Raw genomic sequence first — 18,958 nt, 5'->3', positions numbered from 1 at the left:
TATTAAAGGTCGCTCGATACCTAAGAACGGCATTACACAAAAAATATGAGGATAATATTTTGAAAATAACAAGGAATATGGCCCTAGTCACAGCCATGCTTGCACCTATGACAACCATAGGTGCTGAAATACAAGGTGCTGGTTTTGAGATCTCACCGCGCATTGTTGGAGGAGGCAATGCAAATACGGCCAACTGGGGTTTTTACACCTATCTACTGACCACGAGAAACAATAAACGGTACGCTTGTGGAGCAAGCTATTTAGGCGATGGTTATGTGCTGACTGCGGCGCATTGTGTGGAGGGTGCAGCACCTTCCGGAATGTCGGTCAGGGTTGGAGCTACGACTCGCCGCGGTAACGATGGGCAGAGCGCGAAAGTTAGCCAAGTTTACATGCACCCTAACTATTCTTCTCGCACACTGACTAACGATGTCGCTGTGCTTAAGTTAGATAAATCCCTTCCAACTGCAACTACGGTAGAAATTGCGGATGGCTCGCTGAGTCAGTATGTCAGCATTGGTGACATGCTATCTGTCGCTGGTCTTGGTCGTACTTCAGAAGGTGGCTCATCGCCATCAAAGCTACAAGAAGTGGATGTTCCGTTGGTCTCTGATGCAACCTGCCGTGCAGCTGGCGGTAGCTATAACAGTGTAGGAGAGGTTGCATTCTGTGCTGGTTTCCCAAATGGCGGGAAAGATTCCTGTCAGGGTGACAGCGGTGGTCCTATCGTAATCAATCGCTCTGGCACGATTACTCAACTTGGTATCGTGAGTTGGGGGATTGGTTGTGCTCAAGCTGGCAAGTATGGCGTTTACAGCGATATTGCTGCTTTACGCAGCTGGCTAGATACGGTGATTACATCTAATCCTGGTGGAAGCTACGCAGTTGGGTACACCAAGAACCAGACATTGTCTTCGTTTAAAGTCGGTGAAACGAAATCCCATACGTTTAGCATTAAAAATAACGGCACACAGTCGTTTACTTTGAACAACGTCCGCGCATTGGCTTCGGGTGTTGCTACCTCAGCAGTTATCGGTCGTGATACCTGTTCTAAAACAACGTTGACTGCGAATCAAAGCTGTCAGGTCGCAGTTGAGTTTGGGGCAACCAAAGCGGGTCTAGCGAAGGCACAGCTTTCCTTCTCAACAGATCAAGGCACAAGTACGTACCAAGCAAATGTGAGTGCAGATGCTACAACGGCTGGTGGTGGCGGTGGTAATTATGATCACGTGTACCCACAAAATATTGGCAGCTACACATTTGGTACGGTGGTTCTGGCTGAAGATGGCAATCGTTACCAATGCCTAGGATTCCCTGGCGGACTTTGGTGTTCTGCTGGTGGGGCATACGCACCAGGTACAGGCTGGGCTTGGAATGATGCTTGGAGCAAGCTGTAATCGATGTGTTTTAAGTTTGCGGTAAAGCACCGCAAAACCAAATAAAAAGCCGGGAATCATGATTCCCGGCTTTCGTCTGTTTGGTTCTTTCTACCTGCGGCTATTTAGAGCTTAGTAGTAAGAATGTTCTCCTCGGTCGTGCTCGGTAGAGTCACGTACCGCTGTCAACTCACCTTCGAATTGAGCCAAGAGTTCTTTCTCAATGCCTTCTTTCAAAGTAACATCAACCATGGAACAACCATTACAGCCACCACCAAATTGAACCAGTGCGACACCGCTTTCTGAAATTTCAATAAGGCTAACATGACCACCGTGTCCTGCCAGCTGAGGGTTAACCTGAGTTTGAATGGCGTATTCAACTCGTTCCATTAATGATGCATCATCAGACACTTTACGCATTTTTGCATTGGGCGCTTTAAGTGTAAGCTGAGACCCCATTTTATCTGTGACGAAGTCGATCTCAGCATCCTCAAGGAATGGCAGGCTTAGCTCGTCGACAAACGCAGAAAAGAGTTCAAACGTTAGTTTAGTATCGCTGGCTTCCACAGCTTCTGGTGGGCAGTAAGACACGCCACACTCAGCGTTTTGCGTTCCTGGGTTTACCACAAAGACACGAATGTTTGTGCCTTCAGGTTGCTGCTCAAGCAATTTCCCAAAGTGCGATTGTGCGTTTTCCGTAATAGTAATTGTATTTGACACGACCAATACCCGAGTGATTTTGTAAAGTATTTAACCATTTTACCCCTGTCGATATTTCGATCCAGCTTTTTAAGTCATAACTTATTTACACTAGGTCGGATCAGGGGTTCGGCATACGCAGTAAATATCGACCCTTTCTACTCCAACATCAAGTAGTAATTGGCATAATTGTCGGATAGTGCTGCCCGTTGTCACTACGTCATCAACAATCGCCATGTGTTTTGCCACGCGAGACGAATCGAGAGTGAATGCGTTTTTTAGATTGAGAAGGCGGGCTTTTCTATTGAGCCCTTGTTGTGCACTAGTGTGCTTTATACGTTTGAATATTTGGTTATCAAAGCGCTCGGTGACACCAAGGTGCTGACATAATGATTTCGCTAGGTAATCACTTTGATTATAGCCTCGCCACAGTTGCCGACGCCAATGGAGTGGGACAGAGGTAATAATTTCTGCGGGTTGAGAAATTTGTTCAGCAAGGAGATAGGTTAGATCACCAGACAACCAGAATTGATGTTGATGTTTGAAGCTGTGAATATAGTTCGATAATGGTGGCTGATAATCTCCGACGCAGTGTAAGCGCCGCCATGGTGGAGGGGTAGAGAGGCATTGACCGCATTGTTCAACCGTATTGAAAGTGGGCAGCCCACATTGTAAACATCGGTGTTTTTCTCTCAGATCACCTAAACAAGCGTCACACCATCTGGTTTTTGGTGTACTTTCCTCAATGTTCAGACCACATGAGGGGCATTGAAGTTTAAAATGGTGGTGAATTTGAATTTTCAGCCAGTGAGAAAAAGCCATACTAAGTCTTTTGTATTCATTATGTTGAATATGTTACTAAATACACTCGCTGTACTAAATACGTTTTAAGGAAAAAGCATGACAACATCGTTGTATTGGCAATCATTCGGACAGGGGCCCGATCTGATATTGCTTCATGGATGGGGAATGAATGGTGCGGTGTGGCAACAAACGGCAGAGCGCTTGGCTCGCCACTTTTCTGTTCATGTGGTTGATTTACCTGGATATGGGCATAGTCATCAAGTTCATGCACAAGATCTAGAAACGATAGCAAATAGCATTCTGCAAGATGCGCCTGAAAAAGCAATTTGGGTCGGGTGGTCATTGGGCGGTTTAGTGGCAACCCACATAGCACTAAAGCATAGCGAAAGAGTCACCAAGTTGATCACGGTAGCCAGCTCGCCAAAATTTGCAGCCGAAAAGCCTTGGCGTGGTATTCAGCCTAACGTACTGACCTTATTTACAGAGCAGTTGGTTGAGGATTTCCAGCAAACCGTTGAACGTTTCATGGCACTCCAAGCCATGGGCAGTCCATCCGCTCGCCAAGATGTGAAGCAATTAAAACAAGCAGTGCTATCACGCCCACTACCTGATCCTAAAGTGCTGCTAGCGGGTTTAGACATGTTAGCGAATGTTGATCTCAGAGCGGAAGTGGCTGAGATCAATGTGCCTTATCTCCGAATGTACGGTCGCTTAGATGGACTGGTCCCCATTAAAGTGTCAAAAGACATGCAAACATGGGCTCCCAGCAGCCATCAGCACACGTTCGAACAATCTTCGCACGCTCCTTTTATGACAGAGCTCGAACAGTTTTGTGAAAAGATCACCGACTTCTGTAAATAAATTGAACAATCTGCCGTTATAAGAGTAAGCAGGCTAAACTGTAACCAGGTTGGTTTTGCCATTGCCATTATTGGCAAGAGGTCGTGAGGCTCGTTATATACTTGTTTCACGGCAACGTTACCGTTGTGGGAGGTTTGTTATGTTAGTGAACCCGACCAGTGCCAGCGTTCCGCTGATTGCCCCGTCGGTCAATATACAAACCGAACAAGTCGCACGAGACAATAAAGTCAAAGAGCCTGTGGCTCCCGCTACAGAATTGACCAAGTCGAGTGCAGAGCGAAAGGCAACGCTAGAGGAAAGGCGTCGAAAACGTGCCACTTGGAATGCAGATGACCATCCCGACTACGAGTTGGATTCCGATGCAGAAACTGAGTATCACGAAGAGCCTATCGATAAGCTTGAACGGTTGTTTGATTTAATTGCACTGCAATCTTACAGTGCCCAGCAAGGAAAGGGGTATACCATCCGTTTCCGTTTGCCAGCCAGTGTGCTGAACGATGCGATTAATGAAGGGAAGATGGCGAAACGCCGCACCATTATTAAATACCATTATGGGCATTCTGTCGCGCCTCATACGCCATCAGAAGTGATTGCGATTACTTAAATCGCCAAATCAAAAAGACCACCTTTTTTCGGTGGTCTCTTTTTTTAACGTTATGAGCGCTTTTTAACTTTCTGATTGCCGGCTTTCTTGTATGGTCAGTTTTACTTCCGTGGGCAGTAGCTTAGAAAGTGTTTCTGCCAACTGTTTGGTCTTGTCCAAATCACATTGTCCATCGACATCCAAGTAGCCTTGCTCTTTCAGAGTACTAAATAGAGCGGCGAATACACCTTTGTCAAAAAACTCTGGTGCGTTGATACCATGTAAACGCCCAAGCCTCTGTGCCACTTGTTGGCTGTGTTGCTCGAGTTCCGTTCTGCCCAATTCAGGTGCCGCTACGAGTTGGGTAATCGCTATGGAATATCGCTGTAGCGTTTCCTGTATGGTTCTGGCGTACAAAATCAGAGATTGTATCCGGCATTGGCTTAAGGACACGTTTCCATCATTGAGAATCACCAGTTCTTGTCGAGCAAATTCTTCGATTGTCTTGTTAACTACATCCGAGATATCACTTTCGTCATAATGGATAAACAGCTCTTTCTTTAAGAATGGGTACAAGGTTGTGACTGAATCCACGATTGCAGACAGTTTGATATTCTCATGCTGAACAACCAGTTGAGCTATCAAAGAGGGAATAGCAAACAAGTGGATAATGTTGTTTCGGTAGTACGTCATCAGAATGGATTGTTGGCGATCAAGTGAAATGATGTCGCCCATGCTGTCTGGTTCAATGACAAACTTATCTAAACTTATGGCGTGATGAACCAAGTCTTCCGCATTGTTATCTGGTGTAGTGCTGGTACAGGAATAAGGGACTTGGCGAAGCAACGCAAGATAGCTGTCTACCTGTTGAACTAAAGTTTCGCGAGACAAAGCACGTTGCCTGGATGCCGATAAAGCAAGAGCACACAAGGTTAGAGCATTAGTGGCCGCCGCTTTGTTTATGTGCGTCATCATTTTCTCAGCCAAATGGTTAACCACGGGAGTCATCCATTGGGGTTTAGGGCTGTTAACAGCGTCTATGTCGCTTGTCCAATCTGGTACATGTTCATTAAGGTATTGGTTCAGTGGAATAGGTTCGCCAAAGTTGACGTACCCTTGCCCAAAGTTACGAAGTTTGCGCAATGTTTTCAGAACAAGGCCCGCATTTTCTTTTTCTTTGCGTTTGCCTCTGAGTTCTTTTGCGTAGGTAGAAACTTCCATAACATGTTCGTAGCCGATATAGACAGGCACTAGAGTCACGGGGCGATTTAACCCTCGAAGCATTGCTTGAATCGTCATGGCTAGCATGCCAGTTTTCGCTTGCAATAAGCGCCCTGTCCTAGAACGACCACCTTCACTGAAGTACTCGACGGAATACCCTTTGGCAAACAGTTCTGCAAGATATTCACGGAAGATCGTGGAATACAGTTTATTGCCTTTAAAGCTGCGACGAATAAAGAACGCCCCTCCTCGGCGGAAGATAGGACCCGCCGGGAAGAAGTTCAGGTTAATCCCAGCTGCAATGTGCGGTGGAACCATCCCTTCTTGATACAACACATAGGACAACAGCAGGTAATCCATATGGCTACGATGACACGGTATGTACACAATTTCGTGACCATCCTGCGCCAGCTTTCGCACTGTGGAAGCGTTGTTGATGCTGAGACCTTGGTACAGCTTGTTCCACAACCAACCTAAGAAGCGGTCGCCGCGTTTCACCAATGAATAAGAAAAATCGGCGGCGATTTCATCCATGATCGCTTTGGCTTCTTTTTCGGCTTTTTCTTGGCTAATGTTTTTGCTTTTGACTTCGTCTGCGACCGCTTTTTTAATGGCTTCAGATTTCAATAAGCGTTGAAACAAAACTTGGCGGTTAGGAAGATTTGGACCCGACGCCGCCAATTTTTGGCGAGAAAAATGAATTCTAGCGACTCGTGTTAATTTGTGAGCGATTTCTTGGTCGGTACCGTGGCTATCTGCCATTGAACGCAGCGAAACCACAGGGCTAAATCGCACTAGACAGTCTCGCCCTGAAAGCAGTAATGCTTTTGCTTTTTGAGGACCATTTAAACTTTCAAGGTACGGTTTTTGGTTCTCTTCTTTTCCTGGTTTTCGGCCCCAAAGTACACTTACAGGCAGTACTTGAACATCTAAGTCACTGTCACTGTTGTGTAATCCGAGCAGCTTCGTAAACAAATCAACGGACTCAGAGGGAGCATCGTGATCATTTTGAATCAACGTCGGTCGTGAAGAGGTAAACACAAAACGTCCAAACGGTTGACCATTAATTTCCAGCGGAGCCAATGGATCAGGTAACCCTTTTTCTAGGGCATACCTTTGGAACGTCAGTAGGTCGACGTTAGAACGAAACGGCAGTGCGTAAACGATGGGTTTGGAAATATCGATTCCCAAATCTTCCACCGGATTCGATGGGATAGTTGTCCCTTTTACCAATACCGACAAAGGTAACTTCATCAAAGCTCGAGAAAGAGATTGTCCAGAAGACATAGCGAATGTTTGCCTCAACATGTTTGTTTCGATGGCGATTTGTATAGGGGCTGCTTATCTTTCGTGGTTAAATTTTGTTCGAGTTCTATGTCTTTTAATCGCGGCGCAAGGTGTGACGCCTAGTCATTCTAAGCAAATACCTTGCAACAAAGAGTAAAAGGCATAGAAACGAACCCTTCGAGCAGCATTTGTGGCTTATTTCTACTGCGTTATCGCTCATTGATGTAGAGCGACTACACCGAATGAGCTCTGCCTTGTATAAATCACCCACAAATTGCTGCAAAAATCATCTCGAAAGATAAACAGCCCCTAAAACATCACCACTTGATTAATTGCGCTGCAAGGATAGCAGAAACTGGTCTAACCTTTTATTCAAATTTGTCACTATCTCTAAAGCGCTACATCGGCTCGCATCAATGAAACGGAGATGAATCGAGCCCTTATTTTGCAAAGCATATCGAAGGCAAATGGAGATAGCATGAATGTAAAACAACAAACCCGTTAAAAAATAGACAATTGTCTTTGATTTCGTCGATTTACTGGATATACTCACAGTTAACTGTATAAAAAGACAGGTGGATCATGAAGCCATTAACGCCGCGCCAACAACAAGTTTTCGATCTAATCAAAGATAAGATCGATGTATCCGGTATGCCACCCACTCGTGCAGAAATTGCCCGTGAGTTGGGGTTCCGTTCTGCCAATGCAGCAGAAGAACATTTAAAAGCTCTTGCCAGAAAAGAAGTGATTGAGATTATTCCCGGTGCTTCACGCGGCATCCGAATTCTTCTAGAAGATGAAGAAGAAGACGGTTTGCCCTTGATTGGTCAGGTTGCAGCAGGTGAGCCTATTCTGGCTCAAGAGCACGTTGAAACACATTATCAAGTTGACCCGGCCATGTTTAAACCGCAAGCCGATTTTTTACTTCGTGTTAATGGTATGAGCATGAAAGATATTGGTATTATGGATGGCGACTTATTGGCTGTTCATAAAACCTCAGATGTGCGTGACGGGCAGGTTGTTGTTGCTAGAGTCGATGAAGACGTTACGGTTAAGCGTCTTGAGCGCAAAGGCTCCACGGTTCTGCTTCATGCTGAAAATGAAGAGTTTGAACCGATAAAAGTTGATCTCACATCGCAGCACTTAGCGATTGAAGGTATTGCCGTTGGTGTTATCAGAAATGCAGATTGGATGTAATTAAATTTTGCATTATTAAATGATAGTCATTATCATCTAGCTATTATTGTAGGGAAGATGATAATGACACAACCTCACTTCAAACGACCTAAGTCTCACTACCAGATTCCAGCGAATCTGCTTCAACCTATGTGGTTGCGAAGCAGAGAAAGCTTGGTTGACGATGGATTGGTTTACGATCCTATTGCTGCTAGTGCGTGTCAGCGTTGTGAGTTAGCGCCTGAGTGTTTGTCTGGCGATGTTGATCAGAAGCAACTTTTGAATGCCACTCTAACCCAGCTGTGTGATGAAAGAGTGAAAAGCTTTTTGATGGATAACCCTGAAGCTTGGATCTTGAACGTTGGAGCTGGATTGGATACCCGCTTCTACCGTTTAGATAACGGTCGTTGTCATTGGCTGGAACTTGATATCAGCGAAAATTTACTCTGGCGGCAAAAGCTTTTTCATCCAAGTGAGCGTTATCAACTTCGATGTGGCAGTGTGGTGGATACCGACTGGCTTGACGATTTCCCCGTTCCTGAATCTTCCCCTGTTCTTATCGTCTGTGAGCATGCACTCCTTGATTGCGATGAATCTCAAGTTGCTCAGTTTATTAGAACATTGGGTCGTCGATTTATTCATGCTCAAGCGTGTTTTGTTTTGGCGGGTGACTTAGCGAATTCTCATTGGGGTAAAAAGCTCGGTGGCGGTGGTTACAAGCACGCAATCAGCCGACCTAAAGAGAAATTGCTTAACTGGCTTCCTTGGTACCAATGGGTTACGGTCCATTCTCCTATGGATAAAAACTGCAGCCGATGGAAACGCTGGCAACGCTGGCTATCAAAAATGTCCTTCTTCAAGCACCGAATGACCCCTGTCCTTCTGCACATGCGATGGTGATTGATTAATCAATCGCTAAACGCTAACCTCGATGCCTTAATTGTCGAGGTTCCACGTGATTAAATCTCAATACCTATCCTTTCTTTCTAATTGGTCTTTGCACAAGCAAGTGCTTTGGCTCGCTATTCCTATGGTTTTGTCCAATATCACCATTCCTTTACTTGGGTTGGTGGATGCTGCGGTTATCGGGCACCTAGATCATGCATGGTATTTGGGTGGAGTAGCATTGGGCGGCACGATGATAAGTGTGTCATTTTGGCTGCTGGGCTTCCTGCGTATGGCAACAACCGGGTTAACGGCGCAAGCAACGGGAGCAAAAAGTGGAGAGCAGCTTTGCCTTGTTTTACTCCAAGGCTTAATGATGGCTGGAATGTTCGCGTTATTATTCCTTTCCTTTCACCCATGGGTTTCTGAGTGGGTGTTTGCGCTGAGTGACGCGAGCGATCAGGTTAAATTCTATGGTCAGCAATACTTTTCAATACGCGTATGGAGTGCGCCAGCCGCGCTCGCTAATTTCGTTATTCTTGGATGGCTACTAGGAACACAAAACGCGAAAGCCCCAATGTGGATCGTGATTGTGTCCAATATGACGAATATTGTGCTCGATCTTCTTTTCGTTGTGGGTTTTGGTTGGAAAGTCGAAGGCGCGGCGTTGGCATCCGTGTTGGCCGACTATACGGGCATGTCTTTAGGCTTATTCTTCGTTTATCGCACTTGGATTAAGCTCGCGCTGCCATCTGTTTTCAGCCAACTAGGTGCGCTCACCAATGGAATGGGGCGGTTTGTTCGTCTTAACCGCGACATATTTTTGCGTTCATTGTGTTTACAGGCAGCGTTTACGTTTATGACTTTCCAAGGTGCCAGTTTTGGTGATGACGTGGTGGCAGCAAATGCTGTATTGATGAGCTTTTTGATGATGATCTCTTACGGCATGGACGGGTTTGCCTATGCGATGGAAGCAATGGTAGGGAAAGCCATCGGAGCAAAAGATGAAAAGCAGTTGAAACTATCGCTGATAGGAACGTTTTTCTGGAGCTTAATTATTTGCGCACTGCTGACGCTGGTGTTTGCCTTGGGGGGATCGCTGCTGATCTCGATGATCACAGACATTCCTGTCGTACGAGAACATGCCAACGTTTACTTACCGTGGTTAATCGCAATGCCTTTGGTTTCTATGTGGTGCTTCCTATTCGATGGCATCTTTATTGGTGCCACAAAAGGCAAAGAAATGCGCAATAGCATGTTTGTTGCGATGTGCAGTTTCTTCCTTGTCTTTTTCGCTTTTTCTGACTTCGGTAACCATGCTTTATGGCTGGCTATGTTGAGCTTTATGGGGATGAGAGGGCTGGGGTTAGCAGTTGTATTTGTCTATCAATGGCGAAGAAATCTGTTTCTAGCATAGTGTTTATATGCAGTATCGTTTTAAAAAGAGGGTCAGCGAATGCTAACCCTCTTACTTTCTTTGAAGCTTTGAAGCTTTGAAGCGCTGAAGCTGTGAAATCAGAACAAACGGTTTAAACCATTCAATGCCGCGACTCGGTACGCTTCTGCCATTGTCGGGTAGTTAAAGGTAGTGTTGACGAAGTACTCAATCGTGTTCGCCTCGCCTTTTTGTTCCATGATGGCCTGCCCGATATGGATAATTTCCGCTGCACGCTCACCAAAACAGTGAATGCCCAATATTTCTTTTGTCTCACGGTGGAAAAGTATTTTTAAAGAGCCAATATCTTTTCCTGCAATTTGAGCCCTTGCAAGATGTTTAAATGACGAACGCCCCACTTCATACGGGATCTTCGCAGCTGTTAGCTCTTGCTCGGTTTTACCCACAGAGCTGATTTCAGGGATGGTGTAGATACCCGTCGGAATATCTTCAATCAGGTGATTGTCGGCCTGACCTTTCGTGATGGCCTGAGCAACAAATCGACCCTGATCGTATGCTGCGCTAGCAAGACTTGGGTAACCAATTACATCACCAACAGCGTAAATGTGTTCTACATCGGTTTGGTAATTGGTGTTCACGCTAAGTTGACCACGAGAATCAGGTGTTAGACCCACATTATCTAAATTCAACTTATCCGTATTACCTGTTCGTCCATTGGCGTACAGGATACAGTCTGCTCGCATTTTTTTCCCCGATTCTAAATGAATCACAACACCTTCATCGGAGGCTTCAATTCGCTCATAAGTTTCATCATTGCGAATGATCACGCCACTGTTCCAAAAGTGATAAGACAGTGCATCGGAGGTTTCGTTATCTAGGAAAGATAGCAGCCTGTCGCGTGTGTTGATGAGGTCGGTTTTTACACCGAGCCCACGGAAGATAGAAGCGTACTCACAGCCGATGACACCAGCACCATAAATAATGATATGGCGTGGGTCGTGCTCGAGCGACAAAATTGAATCACTGTCGTATATACGGTCATGAGTGAAGTCAACATCGGCTGGTCTGTATGGGCGAGAACCTGTTGCGATGACAAACTTATCTGCGGTGTATTGTTCCACAGTGCCATCGGGTTGAAGCACTTCTATCGTATTGCTGGCGATGAATCGAGCTTCACCAAAAATCAGAGAACACTCATTTCGGTCGTAAAAGCCTTGTCTTAGGCGAGTTTGTTTGTCGATAACGCTTTTAGCGTGACCAAGAATATTGGAAAACGTAGAGTGGAGGCTGGAATTATTGTGGCAGAAGAGAGGATTATTATTGAATTCTATGATGCGGCTAACCGCATGTCTTAGTGCCTTTGACGGTATGGTACCCCAATGAGTACAACCCCCGCCAACACTGCTCTCCCGCTCAATGATTGCAACGTTTAACCCCGATTTTGTTAAGCCCATTGCAGCCCCTTCACCACCAGGACCACTGCCTATTACTATTGCATCGAAGTGCGTTGAGGTCATATATTTGCCTTTTGTAATGATAGTTAACATTGCTGTAGCGATATTTTAACGACTTCATTTTACAGGTAAATGGTCTCACCAGTAGACAGTGGTGAGGATCACGTTGTGTTTCAATCAGAATTTGTGAAGTCATCAGTAACTTCGAATAACAGGCGAGCATTTCCGCGAAAAATCCGTAAAGTATCCGCGGTTGTCTCATAGACTCTTACTGCATTCACGGTATAGTAAGGCTTGCCTGTTAGGTCAGTTTCTCTATAAAGCGTAGTTAAGAATGACAAACGAGAATATAAAAAAGAGTTTGGGTATCCGAGCTCAACAAAAAGAAAAAACCCGACGTTCAGTAATCGATGCCGCTTTTAGTCAGTTAAGTGCCGATCGCAGTTTTTCTAATCTAAGCTTACGTGAAGTGGCGAGAGAAGCGGGCATCGCTCCTACGTCTTTCTATCGTCACTTTAAAGACATGGATGAGCTTGGATTGACGATGGTCGATGAAGGCGGTTTACTGCTCCGTCAATTAATGCGCCAAGCTAGGCAGCGTATTGCCAAAGAAGGCAGTGTGATTAAAACATCGGTAGACACTTTTATGGAGTTTATCGAGAGCAGCCCAAACGTTTTTCGGTTGTTATTACGAGAACGTTCGGGGACATCGTCTGAGTTTCGTGCAGCTGTTGCTCGAGAAATTCAGCACTTTGTTGCGGAACTTACTGAATACTTAGTAATCAATGGTGTATCTAGAGAAGGCGCTTTCACTCAGGCCGAAGCATCTGTCACACTGGTTTTTAGCTCTGGCGCAGAAGCTCTAGATTTAGAAAAAGATGAACGAACTGAACTGGCGAATCGCTTGATAACCCAGCTCAGAATGATTGCAAAAGGTGCCCATGTGTACCGAAAAGAAAATGAACTAAAGAAGAATAAGGCAGGACAAAGCAATGTCGAATGAAGCTCCTATCGCTGACCAAGGGTCAGAAAAGAAAACTCTCCTCTTAGCTCTAATCGCGGGTATGTGTGGTAATGCCCTGTTGTCAGCATTGACAGTCAGTGAAGTGGCTTTCTCTGTGTTTCCATTGATAGCGTTGGTATTGGCTGTTCAGAATCTGTATCAAGAATATCTACGCCACCCTGTTTCTGAAGAAATCCCAATGGTTGCTTTAGCATGTTTCTTTGTGGGCGCGTTTGGTTATTCGGCGTTCTTAGGGGCGCAACACCCAGAGTCAGGGTCAAATTTCTTCTCGATTATAGTGACGCTGCTTCTCCTCGTTTGGGTAGGTAAGAAGCTGGGGTATATCGCGAAACCTCAGTAGAACACTGAATTTTAGTTAAAAAAACCGCTCAAATGAGCGGTTTTTTTTGTTTATGCTTTTCTTTCTAAGAAAACACCCGCTTCCATATGATGGGTATATGGGAATTGATCGAATAATGCAAAGCGAGTGATATGGTGAGTTTCACTTAAAATATCTAAGTTGTCTTTCAACGTTTCTGGATTACAAGAAATGTACATAATGCGTTCGTACCCTTGAACCATTTTGCATGTGTCGATGTCCATGCCAGCACGAGGAGGATCAACAAAGATGGTATTGCAGTTATAGCTTGTCAGATCGACATTCTGTTGCTTCAAACGACGAAACTCTCGCTTGCCTTCCATTGCTTCTGTGAATTCTTCCGCTGACATCCGGACAATTTGCACGTTGTCGATGTTGTTCGCTTCAATATTAAATTGTGCGGAATCGACAGAAGGCTTAGCCAACTCTGTTGCCAAAACGCGATCGAAATTCTGTGCCAGCGCCAACGAGAAGTTGCCGTTACCACAATAAAGCTCTAGAAGATCCCCTGTGCTCTCTTGAGTGCAATCAACTGCCCACTCCAACATTTTCTGAGCAACGATCCCATTAGGTTGTGTAAAGCTATTCTCTACCTGCTGATACACATAAGTATCACCATTCACGTTAAGTTTCTCGATAACGTAATCTTTATCGAGCACGATTTTCATTTTTCGAGCTCGACCAATTAAGTTGAGATTAAACCCTTCATCATTGAGCCTTTGTTTTAGAGCTTTTGCCTGCGAAATCCAGTCTTCATCTAATTGACGGTGGTAAAGCAAAGACACCAAAATTTCGCCGCTGAGTGTGGATAAAAAGTCCACTTGGAACAATTTTCGGCGCAACGTATCGTTATCTTTCATCGCGTCGATCAATAAGGGCATAAGATCATTGATCAAACGACTTGCAGCAGGGAACGTATCCACGCGGTACTTTTCACGTGTCTCTTGGTTGAACATGATGTAGTAGAGCTCTTCACCTTCGTGCCAAACTCGAAATTCCGCTCTCATGCGGTAGTGCTGCCCTGGAGACTCATACACTTCCAGTTCTGGTGCATCGAAAGGAGCAAACATCTCAGTCAGGCGCTGGGTTTTCTCAGCAAGTTGTGCTTGATAATGCTCTGGGTTTACATCAAGTGACGCCATGGAGTCATGCCTTATTGCTTAGGTACAGGGAGCGCAGATTTTATTCAATCCACTTTATTTGTCCAGCTTTGTCTTTCTGGTTGACGTATGAGATAGCCCATCGACCCATACCGCCATAGATTTGCTGAATGTTTGTGCTATTGACGAGAGTGATAATAGGTTATAAGAAATACGTCTAGACATCCGTAAGATTGCGAACTAGTATCCTCGCCCAAGCTGGTGGTCAATTTTTGACTGAAAAGGGAATCTGGTGGAAATCCAGAACTGACGCGCAGCGGTAAAAGAGAACGAACGCCTCGGATTAAATCCAAACACTGCTTATTGTTTGTAAGTGGGAAGTGAGGTGCTAGGTATCTGAATCTGTATGGAATTAGTATTCCTATAGACTAGGGTGAGCTCTTAAGTCCGAATACCTGCCAGTAATAAGAGCCAAGCGGATATTAGCAGTGTTGAAACGTACTGCTTGGTCTTAGAAGGATTCTCGCGATTTAGGAAATGACAATGAAAAAAACTCTTCTAGCGACCACAGTAGCGTCGCTGCTTACACACGCCTCCATTTCTGTAGCTCAAGAAGCCGTAGACACCGAAACTCTTGTAGTGACAGCGAACCGATTTGAGCAGCCAGTTGATAGCGTATTAGCTTCAGTCAGTGTATTAACACGTGAAGATATCGAAGCGCTTCAAGCTCAAAGCATATTTGATGTAATTAAAACTCTACCTGGAGTGGAATTCTACACACAAGGTACAAAGGCAAATACGGCAGGCATATATATTCGTGGTACGTCTACAAGACATGCTTTGGTTATAGTGGATGATGTTCGAATTAATTCTGTGACATCTGGTGGAGCGGCAATAGGGCTTATTCCTACTTTCGCAATTGAAAAAATTGAAGTAATTCGCGGTCCTCGTGCTGCTGTTTACGGTTCGGATGCTATTGGTGGTGTGATTAAGATATCGACTATCCCTGTATCAGGTTCGGTTCATCAAGCTAAAGCAGGGTTCGGTTCTAATAACTTTTCAGAAGCAGGGTGGCGCTCTGTAGGTGAAATTTCTGAAGATACACGTGGTAATTTCTTAATCAGTGGTGATAAAACAGATGGGTTTAAAGTTAGTGACTCAGCCAATGATAACGATATTCACGGGTATGATTCCAAAACATTTCTAGGCTCAGTTAAACATAAATTTAATGATTCTTGGGATACTACGTTTAGTGGTTTTTCTCAAGAGAGTTTAAGTGAGTACGATAGTAATGGAACTAAGAAAGAGTCAGAGAAAAATGGATATTCCATTGCTGGTATTTTGAATTACCAACAAGATGCTTTTTATTCATCAGTTCAGCTTGATATGTCTAGCAGCGAAGGTGCTGAAGGCGATGCAGATAATGGTGCCTCAGGTCGCGCTAAAATAACTACTAAACGAAAAAGTGCGACATGGGTAAATACATATACAGGTATTGAAAATGCCATTTTTAATGCAGGCTTGGACTACGCAAAAGAAGTAGCAAATCGTGGTGGGACAAATTCTAGCGATTATGAAGAAACTGAAAAATCGAACTTTGCTTTCTTTGCCACTGGGTTCAAGCAAATTGATGATCTTTCTTTAGAGGTTAGCTTACGCCAAGATAAAGATAGTGTGTTTGGTCGCCATACGACCTGGAATTTGGCTGGCGGTTATGCAGTAAATGATGAGATTGATTTAATAGCCAGCTATGGATCAGCGTTTAAAGCTCCGACTTTTAACGATTTGTACTGGCCCGGTTCTGGAAATGATCAACTAAAGCCTGAATCATCAAAATCAGCAGAACTAGGTATTCGTGGTTATCATGAAGCTGTTGAGTGGACTCTGACGGCATACCATTCAGATATTAAAGATATGATTGCTTGGGCGCCATTGCCTTCGGGCTCATGGGTACCTTCCAATGTAAATAACGCTGAAATTAAGGGGATCGAGCTCGAATTGAGTTTTGATACGGGTCCTATTGAACACAGGGTTGTCGGTGATTGGAAAGAACCAAAAGATAAAAAAGACGGTAGTCAGCTAATTCGTCGTGCAAAAGAAAACTACAAATGGGTTGTGTCTTATAGCTATGAAAAGCTATCAACGTCTATTTCAGCGAATCATGTTGGTAAGCGTTATGACTCAAGTAAGGCAGAGCTAGCGGCATATACTACCGCTGACCTTGGCGCTACTTTTGCAATATCAGAAGATCTTTCAGCTGGTCTTCGTATTGATAACTTACTAGATGAAAAATACGAAACGGCAAAGGGGTATCCTGCTCCAGAGCGCGCATTCTACCTGAATGCATCATACAAATTCTAAAAACAAAAACCGCCTACGGGCGGTTTTTTTCACAATATACGATATGAGAAATCCCAAAAAAGTCATCATCAGTTGGTCATCAGGTAAAGATTCCACGCTAACGCTCATTCGTCTACTCGAAGACCCTCAATATGAAGTTGTCGGGTTGTACACGACTCACGTAGACGGCGAAGTCCCATTTCAGGTAACGCCCATTTCGGTTGTAAAAATGCAAGCGGAACTCGCCAATTTGCCGTTAGTCACGATTCAACTTCCAGAAGTATTTCCACCCAACAAGGTTTATCAGAATTCTATAGTTAAAGGATTAAAAAACTCAAAGCTAGAGATAGATGCCGTTGCGTTTGGAGACATGTTTTGTAATGGCATCATTGAATATCGAAAAAGCTATATTGAGAAAGCAGGATGGGAATGTGTATTTCCCTTGATGGGGACACCCAGTACAGAATTAGCGAATGAAATATTGGATAGAGGCATTAAAACCATTGTAGTGACAGTGGATGGGAACAAATTGCCTTCCAGCCTATGTGGTGAGTGGTATAGCAAAGAGTTGATAACTAATTTACCTAACGGAATAGATCCCTGCGGAGAGAATGGTGAATTTCACACTTTAGTGACATCGGCTCCTTGTTTTAGCCATAATTTATGCTTGCGGTCTATTTCCATTGAGTGCACCGAGCGATTTCACCACTTACGTTATGTGGCTAATATTGGCGAGGAGTCACTTTACCAGTAATATACGTCCAGCTTTTATTGGGGTAAGAACGAACGTGGATAAAAAAACAGAAAAGAGAGTGCTCATTTTTGATTCTGGTGTTGGAGGCCTCTCTGTATACTTAGAACTGAAAGCGTTGCTTCCGCAATTGGAGTACCTCTATCTTTTTGACAACGCGGCATACCCATACGGAGAGCTGGATGGCGATACGCTGGTGTATCGCGTTCAAACATTGATCACCCAATATTGTCGAGAATACGATATCGACTTAGTGGTTATCGCTTGTAATACCGCCAGCACATTGGTCTTGCCTCACTTAAGGGCGGTGTTATCCATTCCTATTGTGGGAGTGGTTCCCGCTATAAAACCAGCATCATTGATCTCCAAAATAGGCGTCGGCCTGATTGCAACTCCAGCAACGATTACACGTGACTACACACACGATCTCATTAAAGACTTCGCTAAAGACACAGAAGTAAAGCTATTAGGCTCCACGAAACTAGTGGAAATGGCTGAGCGAAAGTTACGATCGGAAACGGTTTGCTCGAAAGAAATGACGGCTTTGCTCTCGCCTCTTATTAATCAAATAGACGTTGCGGTCTTAGGGTGTACACATTTCCCACTTCTGAAAGATGAAATTAGTCGAGTGTTGAAAGACGTTGTATTGATAGATTCTGGTAACGCTATTGCTCGCCGCGTCGCTTTTCTACTGAAAGTCAGTACGGGATTAGAGAGGGAAAGGTTAAATTACATTTTTTGTAGTGCACCACCACGAGGCGATGATGCACTTAACTCTACATTAAAAAAGATGGGTTTTTCCGAAACCGTTATTCAGCCGTTTCCGGATGTTTAGGGTCGTTGGCGACTCTAACTTTGAGCGTTCTCTCCATATAGTCCTGTTCATTTAATCCTTGAATGACTTTGTCAGTATCTTCCCTTGATACAACAACAAAGCCGAACCCTCTTCGTTTACCCGTACGTTTGTCTTTCATTAACCTAACAGCGAATACTTGTCCGTGTTTAGAAAACAACTGCCGAACATGGGTCTCGTTAGCTTTATAAGGAAGATTTCCCACATAAAGAGTGGTCGTAGCTGATTTGTCGTTACTTGCTTGCTCTGAAGAAGGGTTAGAAAGGGATAAGATAAGCGCGCAAGTAAAAACGCCAATGATAAAAGCGGTAGCTGGTGGTACTGCAATTTGTGAAAAGGCTGCAGCGCCCAATACTGCCAGTGCGATAACTAATAAATAAGATTTTTTTGAGTTCATATCTGAATACTACATTGAAATTGTGAAGTAATAAGATGCAAAGCGCTATTAACATAATAGACACACAGATCTTACGTTTAAGCATGATGAAATTCCAACCAATTGCTGTGATACCCTTCAAATGTTGAAATTTTATTCGATAATTCGACTTTTGATTGAAAATTATTCACTTGGAAATTAATTTTCAAAAAAGGCTTGTCATCCATTCTTATCTCCCTATAATGCCGCCTCACCGACACGGAGTGAGACGGAAGTCACACGACGAGCTGGTAAGAGAGAAAAAGAAAGTTTGAAAAAAATTCTTGACTCTCAAATACTGGAGCGTATTATACGCACCCCTAGCAGCAAGACGCAGAGCGCCTAGCTAGTTAGAAAAAGCTCTTTAACAATATA

17 protein-coding genes and 1 riboswitch are annotated in these 18,958 nt (G+C 44.3%); of the genes, 11 read left to right on the top strand and 6 right to left on the bottom strand.

Translation table 11 applies throughout. From position 1 onward, the window contains the following. The first annotated feature begins 59 nt into the window (after positions 1-59). Positions 60-1,397 (top strand): serine protease, encoded by a 1,338-nt coding sequence (locus tag VPNCDNU1_RS09885; protein WP_237324114.1) that lies wholly within the window; start codon positions 60-62, stop codon positions 1,395-1,397. 111 nt (positions 1,398-1,508) lie between these two features. Here the strand turns inward: VPNCDNU1_RS09885 and nfuA are convergent, their stop codons facing one another. Next, entirely contained in the window at positions 1,509-2,096 is a 588-nt protein-coding gene (gene nfuA, locus VPNCDNU1_RS09880) for a Fe-S biogenesis protein NfuA (RefSeq protein ID WP_104400178.1), read from the bottom strand. A gap of 90 nt (positions 2,097-2,186) precedes the next feature. Beyond that, a complete protein-coding gene (locus VPNCDNU1_RS09875) occupies positions 2,187-2,897 on the bottom strand; it encodes a ComF family protein (protein WP_104400177.1) in 711 nt (236 codons plus the stop codon). A 78-nt stretch (positions 2,898-2,975) separates the two neighbouring features. On the opposite strand from VPNCDNU1_RS09875, the gene bioH reads away from it, so the two are divergent. After that, on the top strand, positions 2,976-3,740 hold the full coding sequence (gene bioH / locus VPNCDNU1_RS09870; RefSeq protein WP_104400176.1) for a pimeloyl-ACP methyl ester esterase BioH: 765 nt from the start codon (positions 2,976-2,978) through the stop codon (positions 3,738-3,740). A gap of 139 nt (positions 3,741-3,879) precedes the next feature. Next, positions 3,880-4,344 (top strand): ATP-dependent Lon protease, encoded by a 465-nt coding sequence (locus VPNCDNU1_RS09865; protein ID WP_104400175.1) that lies wholly within the window; start codon positions 3,880-3,882, stop codon positions 4,342-4,344. Positions 4,345-4,407: 63 nt separating this feature from the next. Here the strand turns inward: VPNCDNU1_RS09865 and plsB are convergent, their stop codons facing one another. Further along, positions 4,408-6,831, bottom strand: coding sequence for a glycerol-3-phosphate 1-O-acyltransferase PlsB (gene plsB / locus VPNCDNU1_RS09860; protein WP_104400282.1), 2,424 nt, complete (start codon positions 6,829-6,831; stop codon positions 4,408-4,410). A 582-nt stretch (positions 6,832-7,413) separates the two neighbouring features. Between plsB and lexA the strand changes: the two genes are divergently transcribed. The 3 genes from lexA (at position 7,414) to dinF (ending at position 10,309) form a co-directional block, all read left to right on the top strand. After that, complete coding sequence (gene lexA, locus VPNCDNU1_RS09850; RefSeq protein ID WP_104400174.1) at positions 7,414-8,028, top strand: transcriptional repressor LexA; 615 nt, start codon at positions 7,414-7,416, stop codon at positions 8,026-8,028. A gap of 63 nt (positions 8,029-8,091) precedes the next feature. Next, on the top strand, positions 8,092-8,907 hold the full coding sequence (locus VPNCDNU1_RS09845) for a class I SAM-dependent methyltransferase (protein WP_104400173.1): 816 nt from the start codon (positions 8,092-8,094) through the stop codon (positions 8,905-8,907). A gap of 130 nt (positions 8,908-9,037) precedes the next feature. Next, a complete protein-coding gene (gene dinF / locus VPNCDNU1_RS09840; RefSeq protein WP_237324116.1) occupies positions 9,038-10,309 on the top strand; it encodes an MATE family efflux transporter DinF in 1,272 nt (423 codons plus the stop codon). Between the two features lie 98 nt (positions 10,310-10,407). On the opposite strand, the gene sthA is transcribed toward dinF, so the two are convergent. Continuing rightward, entirely contained in the window at positions 10,408-11,805 is a 1,398-nt protein-coding gene (gene sthA / locus VPNCDNU1_RS09835; protein ID WP_104400171.1) for a Si-specific NAD(P)(+) transhydrogenase, read from the bottom strand. Between the two features lie 271 nt (positions 11,806-12,076). On the opposite strand from sthA, the gene fabR reads away from it, so the two are divergent. Then, the gene (gene fabR / locus VPNCDNU1_RS09830) at positions 12,077-12,745 is read left to right on the top strand and encodes an HTH-type transcriptional repressor FabR (protein ID WP_104400170.1); all 669 of its coding nucleotides are present in this window, start codon (positions 12,077-12,079) and stop codon (positions 12,743-12,745) included. Further along, positions 12,735-13,106 (top strand): YijD family membrane protein, encoded by a 372-nt coding sequence (locus tag VPNCDNU1_RS09825; RefSeq protein WP_101114513.1) that lies wholly within the window; start codon positions 12,735-12,737, stop codon positions 13,104-13,106. Before fabR ends, VPNCDNU1_RS09825 begins: the two co-directional genes overlap by 11 nt. A 50-nt stretch (positions 13,107-13,156) precedes the next feature. Here the strand turns inward: VPNCDNU1_RS09825 and trmA are convergent, their stop codons facing one another. After that, positions 13,157-14,266, bottom strand: a complete 1,110-nt coding sequence (gene trmA, locus VPNCDNU1_RS09820; RefSeq protein WP_104400169.1) for a tRNA (uridine(54)-C5)-methyltransferase TrmA — start codon at positions 14,264-14,266, stop codon at positions 13,157-13,159. Between the two features lie 200 nt (positions 14,267-14,466). Next, positions 14,467-14,701: riboswitch (cobalamin riboswitch) on the top strand. Positions 14,702-14,767: 66 nt separating this feature from the next. On the opposite strand from trmA, the gene VPNCDNU1_RS09815 reads away from it, so the two are divergent. The 3 genes from VPNCDNU1_RS09815 to murI are packed head-to-tail and all read left to right on the top strand — an operon-like array spanning position 14,768 to position 18,150. Then, a complete protein-coding gene (locus tag VPNCDNU1_RS09815; RefSeq protein WP_104400168.1) occupies positions 14,768-16,585 on the top strand; it encodes a TonB-dependent receptor domain-containing protein in 1,818 nt (605 codons plus the stop codon). A 43-nt stretch (positions 16,586-16,628) separates the two neighbouring features. Then, on the top strand, positions 16,629-17,318 hold the full coding sequence (locus tag VPNCDNU1_RS09810; protein ID WP_104400281.1) for an ATPase: 690 nt from the start codon (positions 16,629-16,631) through the stop codon (positions 17,316-17,318). A 34-nt stretch (positions 17,319-17,352) separates the two neighbouring features. Beyond that, positions 17,353-18,150 (top strand): glutamate racemase, encoded by a 798-nt coding sequence (gene murI / locus VPNCDNU1_RS09805; RefSeq protein WP_237324113.1) that lies wholly within the window; start codon positions 17,353-17,355, stop codon positions 18,148-18,150. On the opposite strand, the gene VPNCDNU1_RS09800 is transcribed toward murI, so the two are convergent. Further along, on the bottom strand, positions 18,125-18,565 hold the full coding sequence (locus VPNCDNU1_RS09800) for an RNA recognition motif domain-containing protein (protein WP_101114508.1): 441 nt from the start codon (positions 18,563-18,565) through the stop codon (positions 18,125-18,127). The two genes, murI and VPNCDNU1_RS09800, sit on opposite strands and share 26 nt — an antisense overlap. Positions 18,566-18,958: the final 393 nt, after the last annotated feature.

Origin of the sequence: Vibrio penaeicida, from assembly GCF_002933855.1 — a bacterium.
Taxonomy (GTDB): domain Bacteria; phylum Pseudomonadota; class Gammaproteobacteria; order Enterobacterales; family Vibrionaceae; genus Vibrio; species Vibrio penaeicida_A.
Note: the sequence above shows the minus strand (reverse complement) of the source record. Positions and strands in the feature narration are given on the sequence as shown.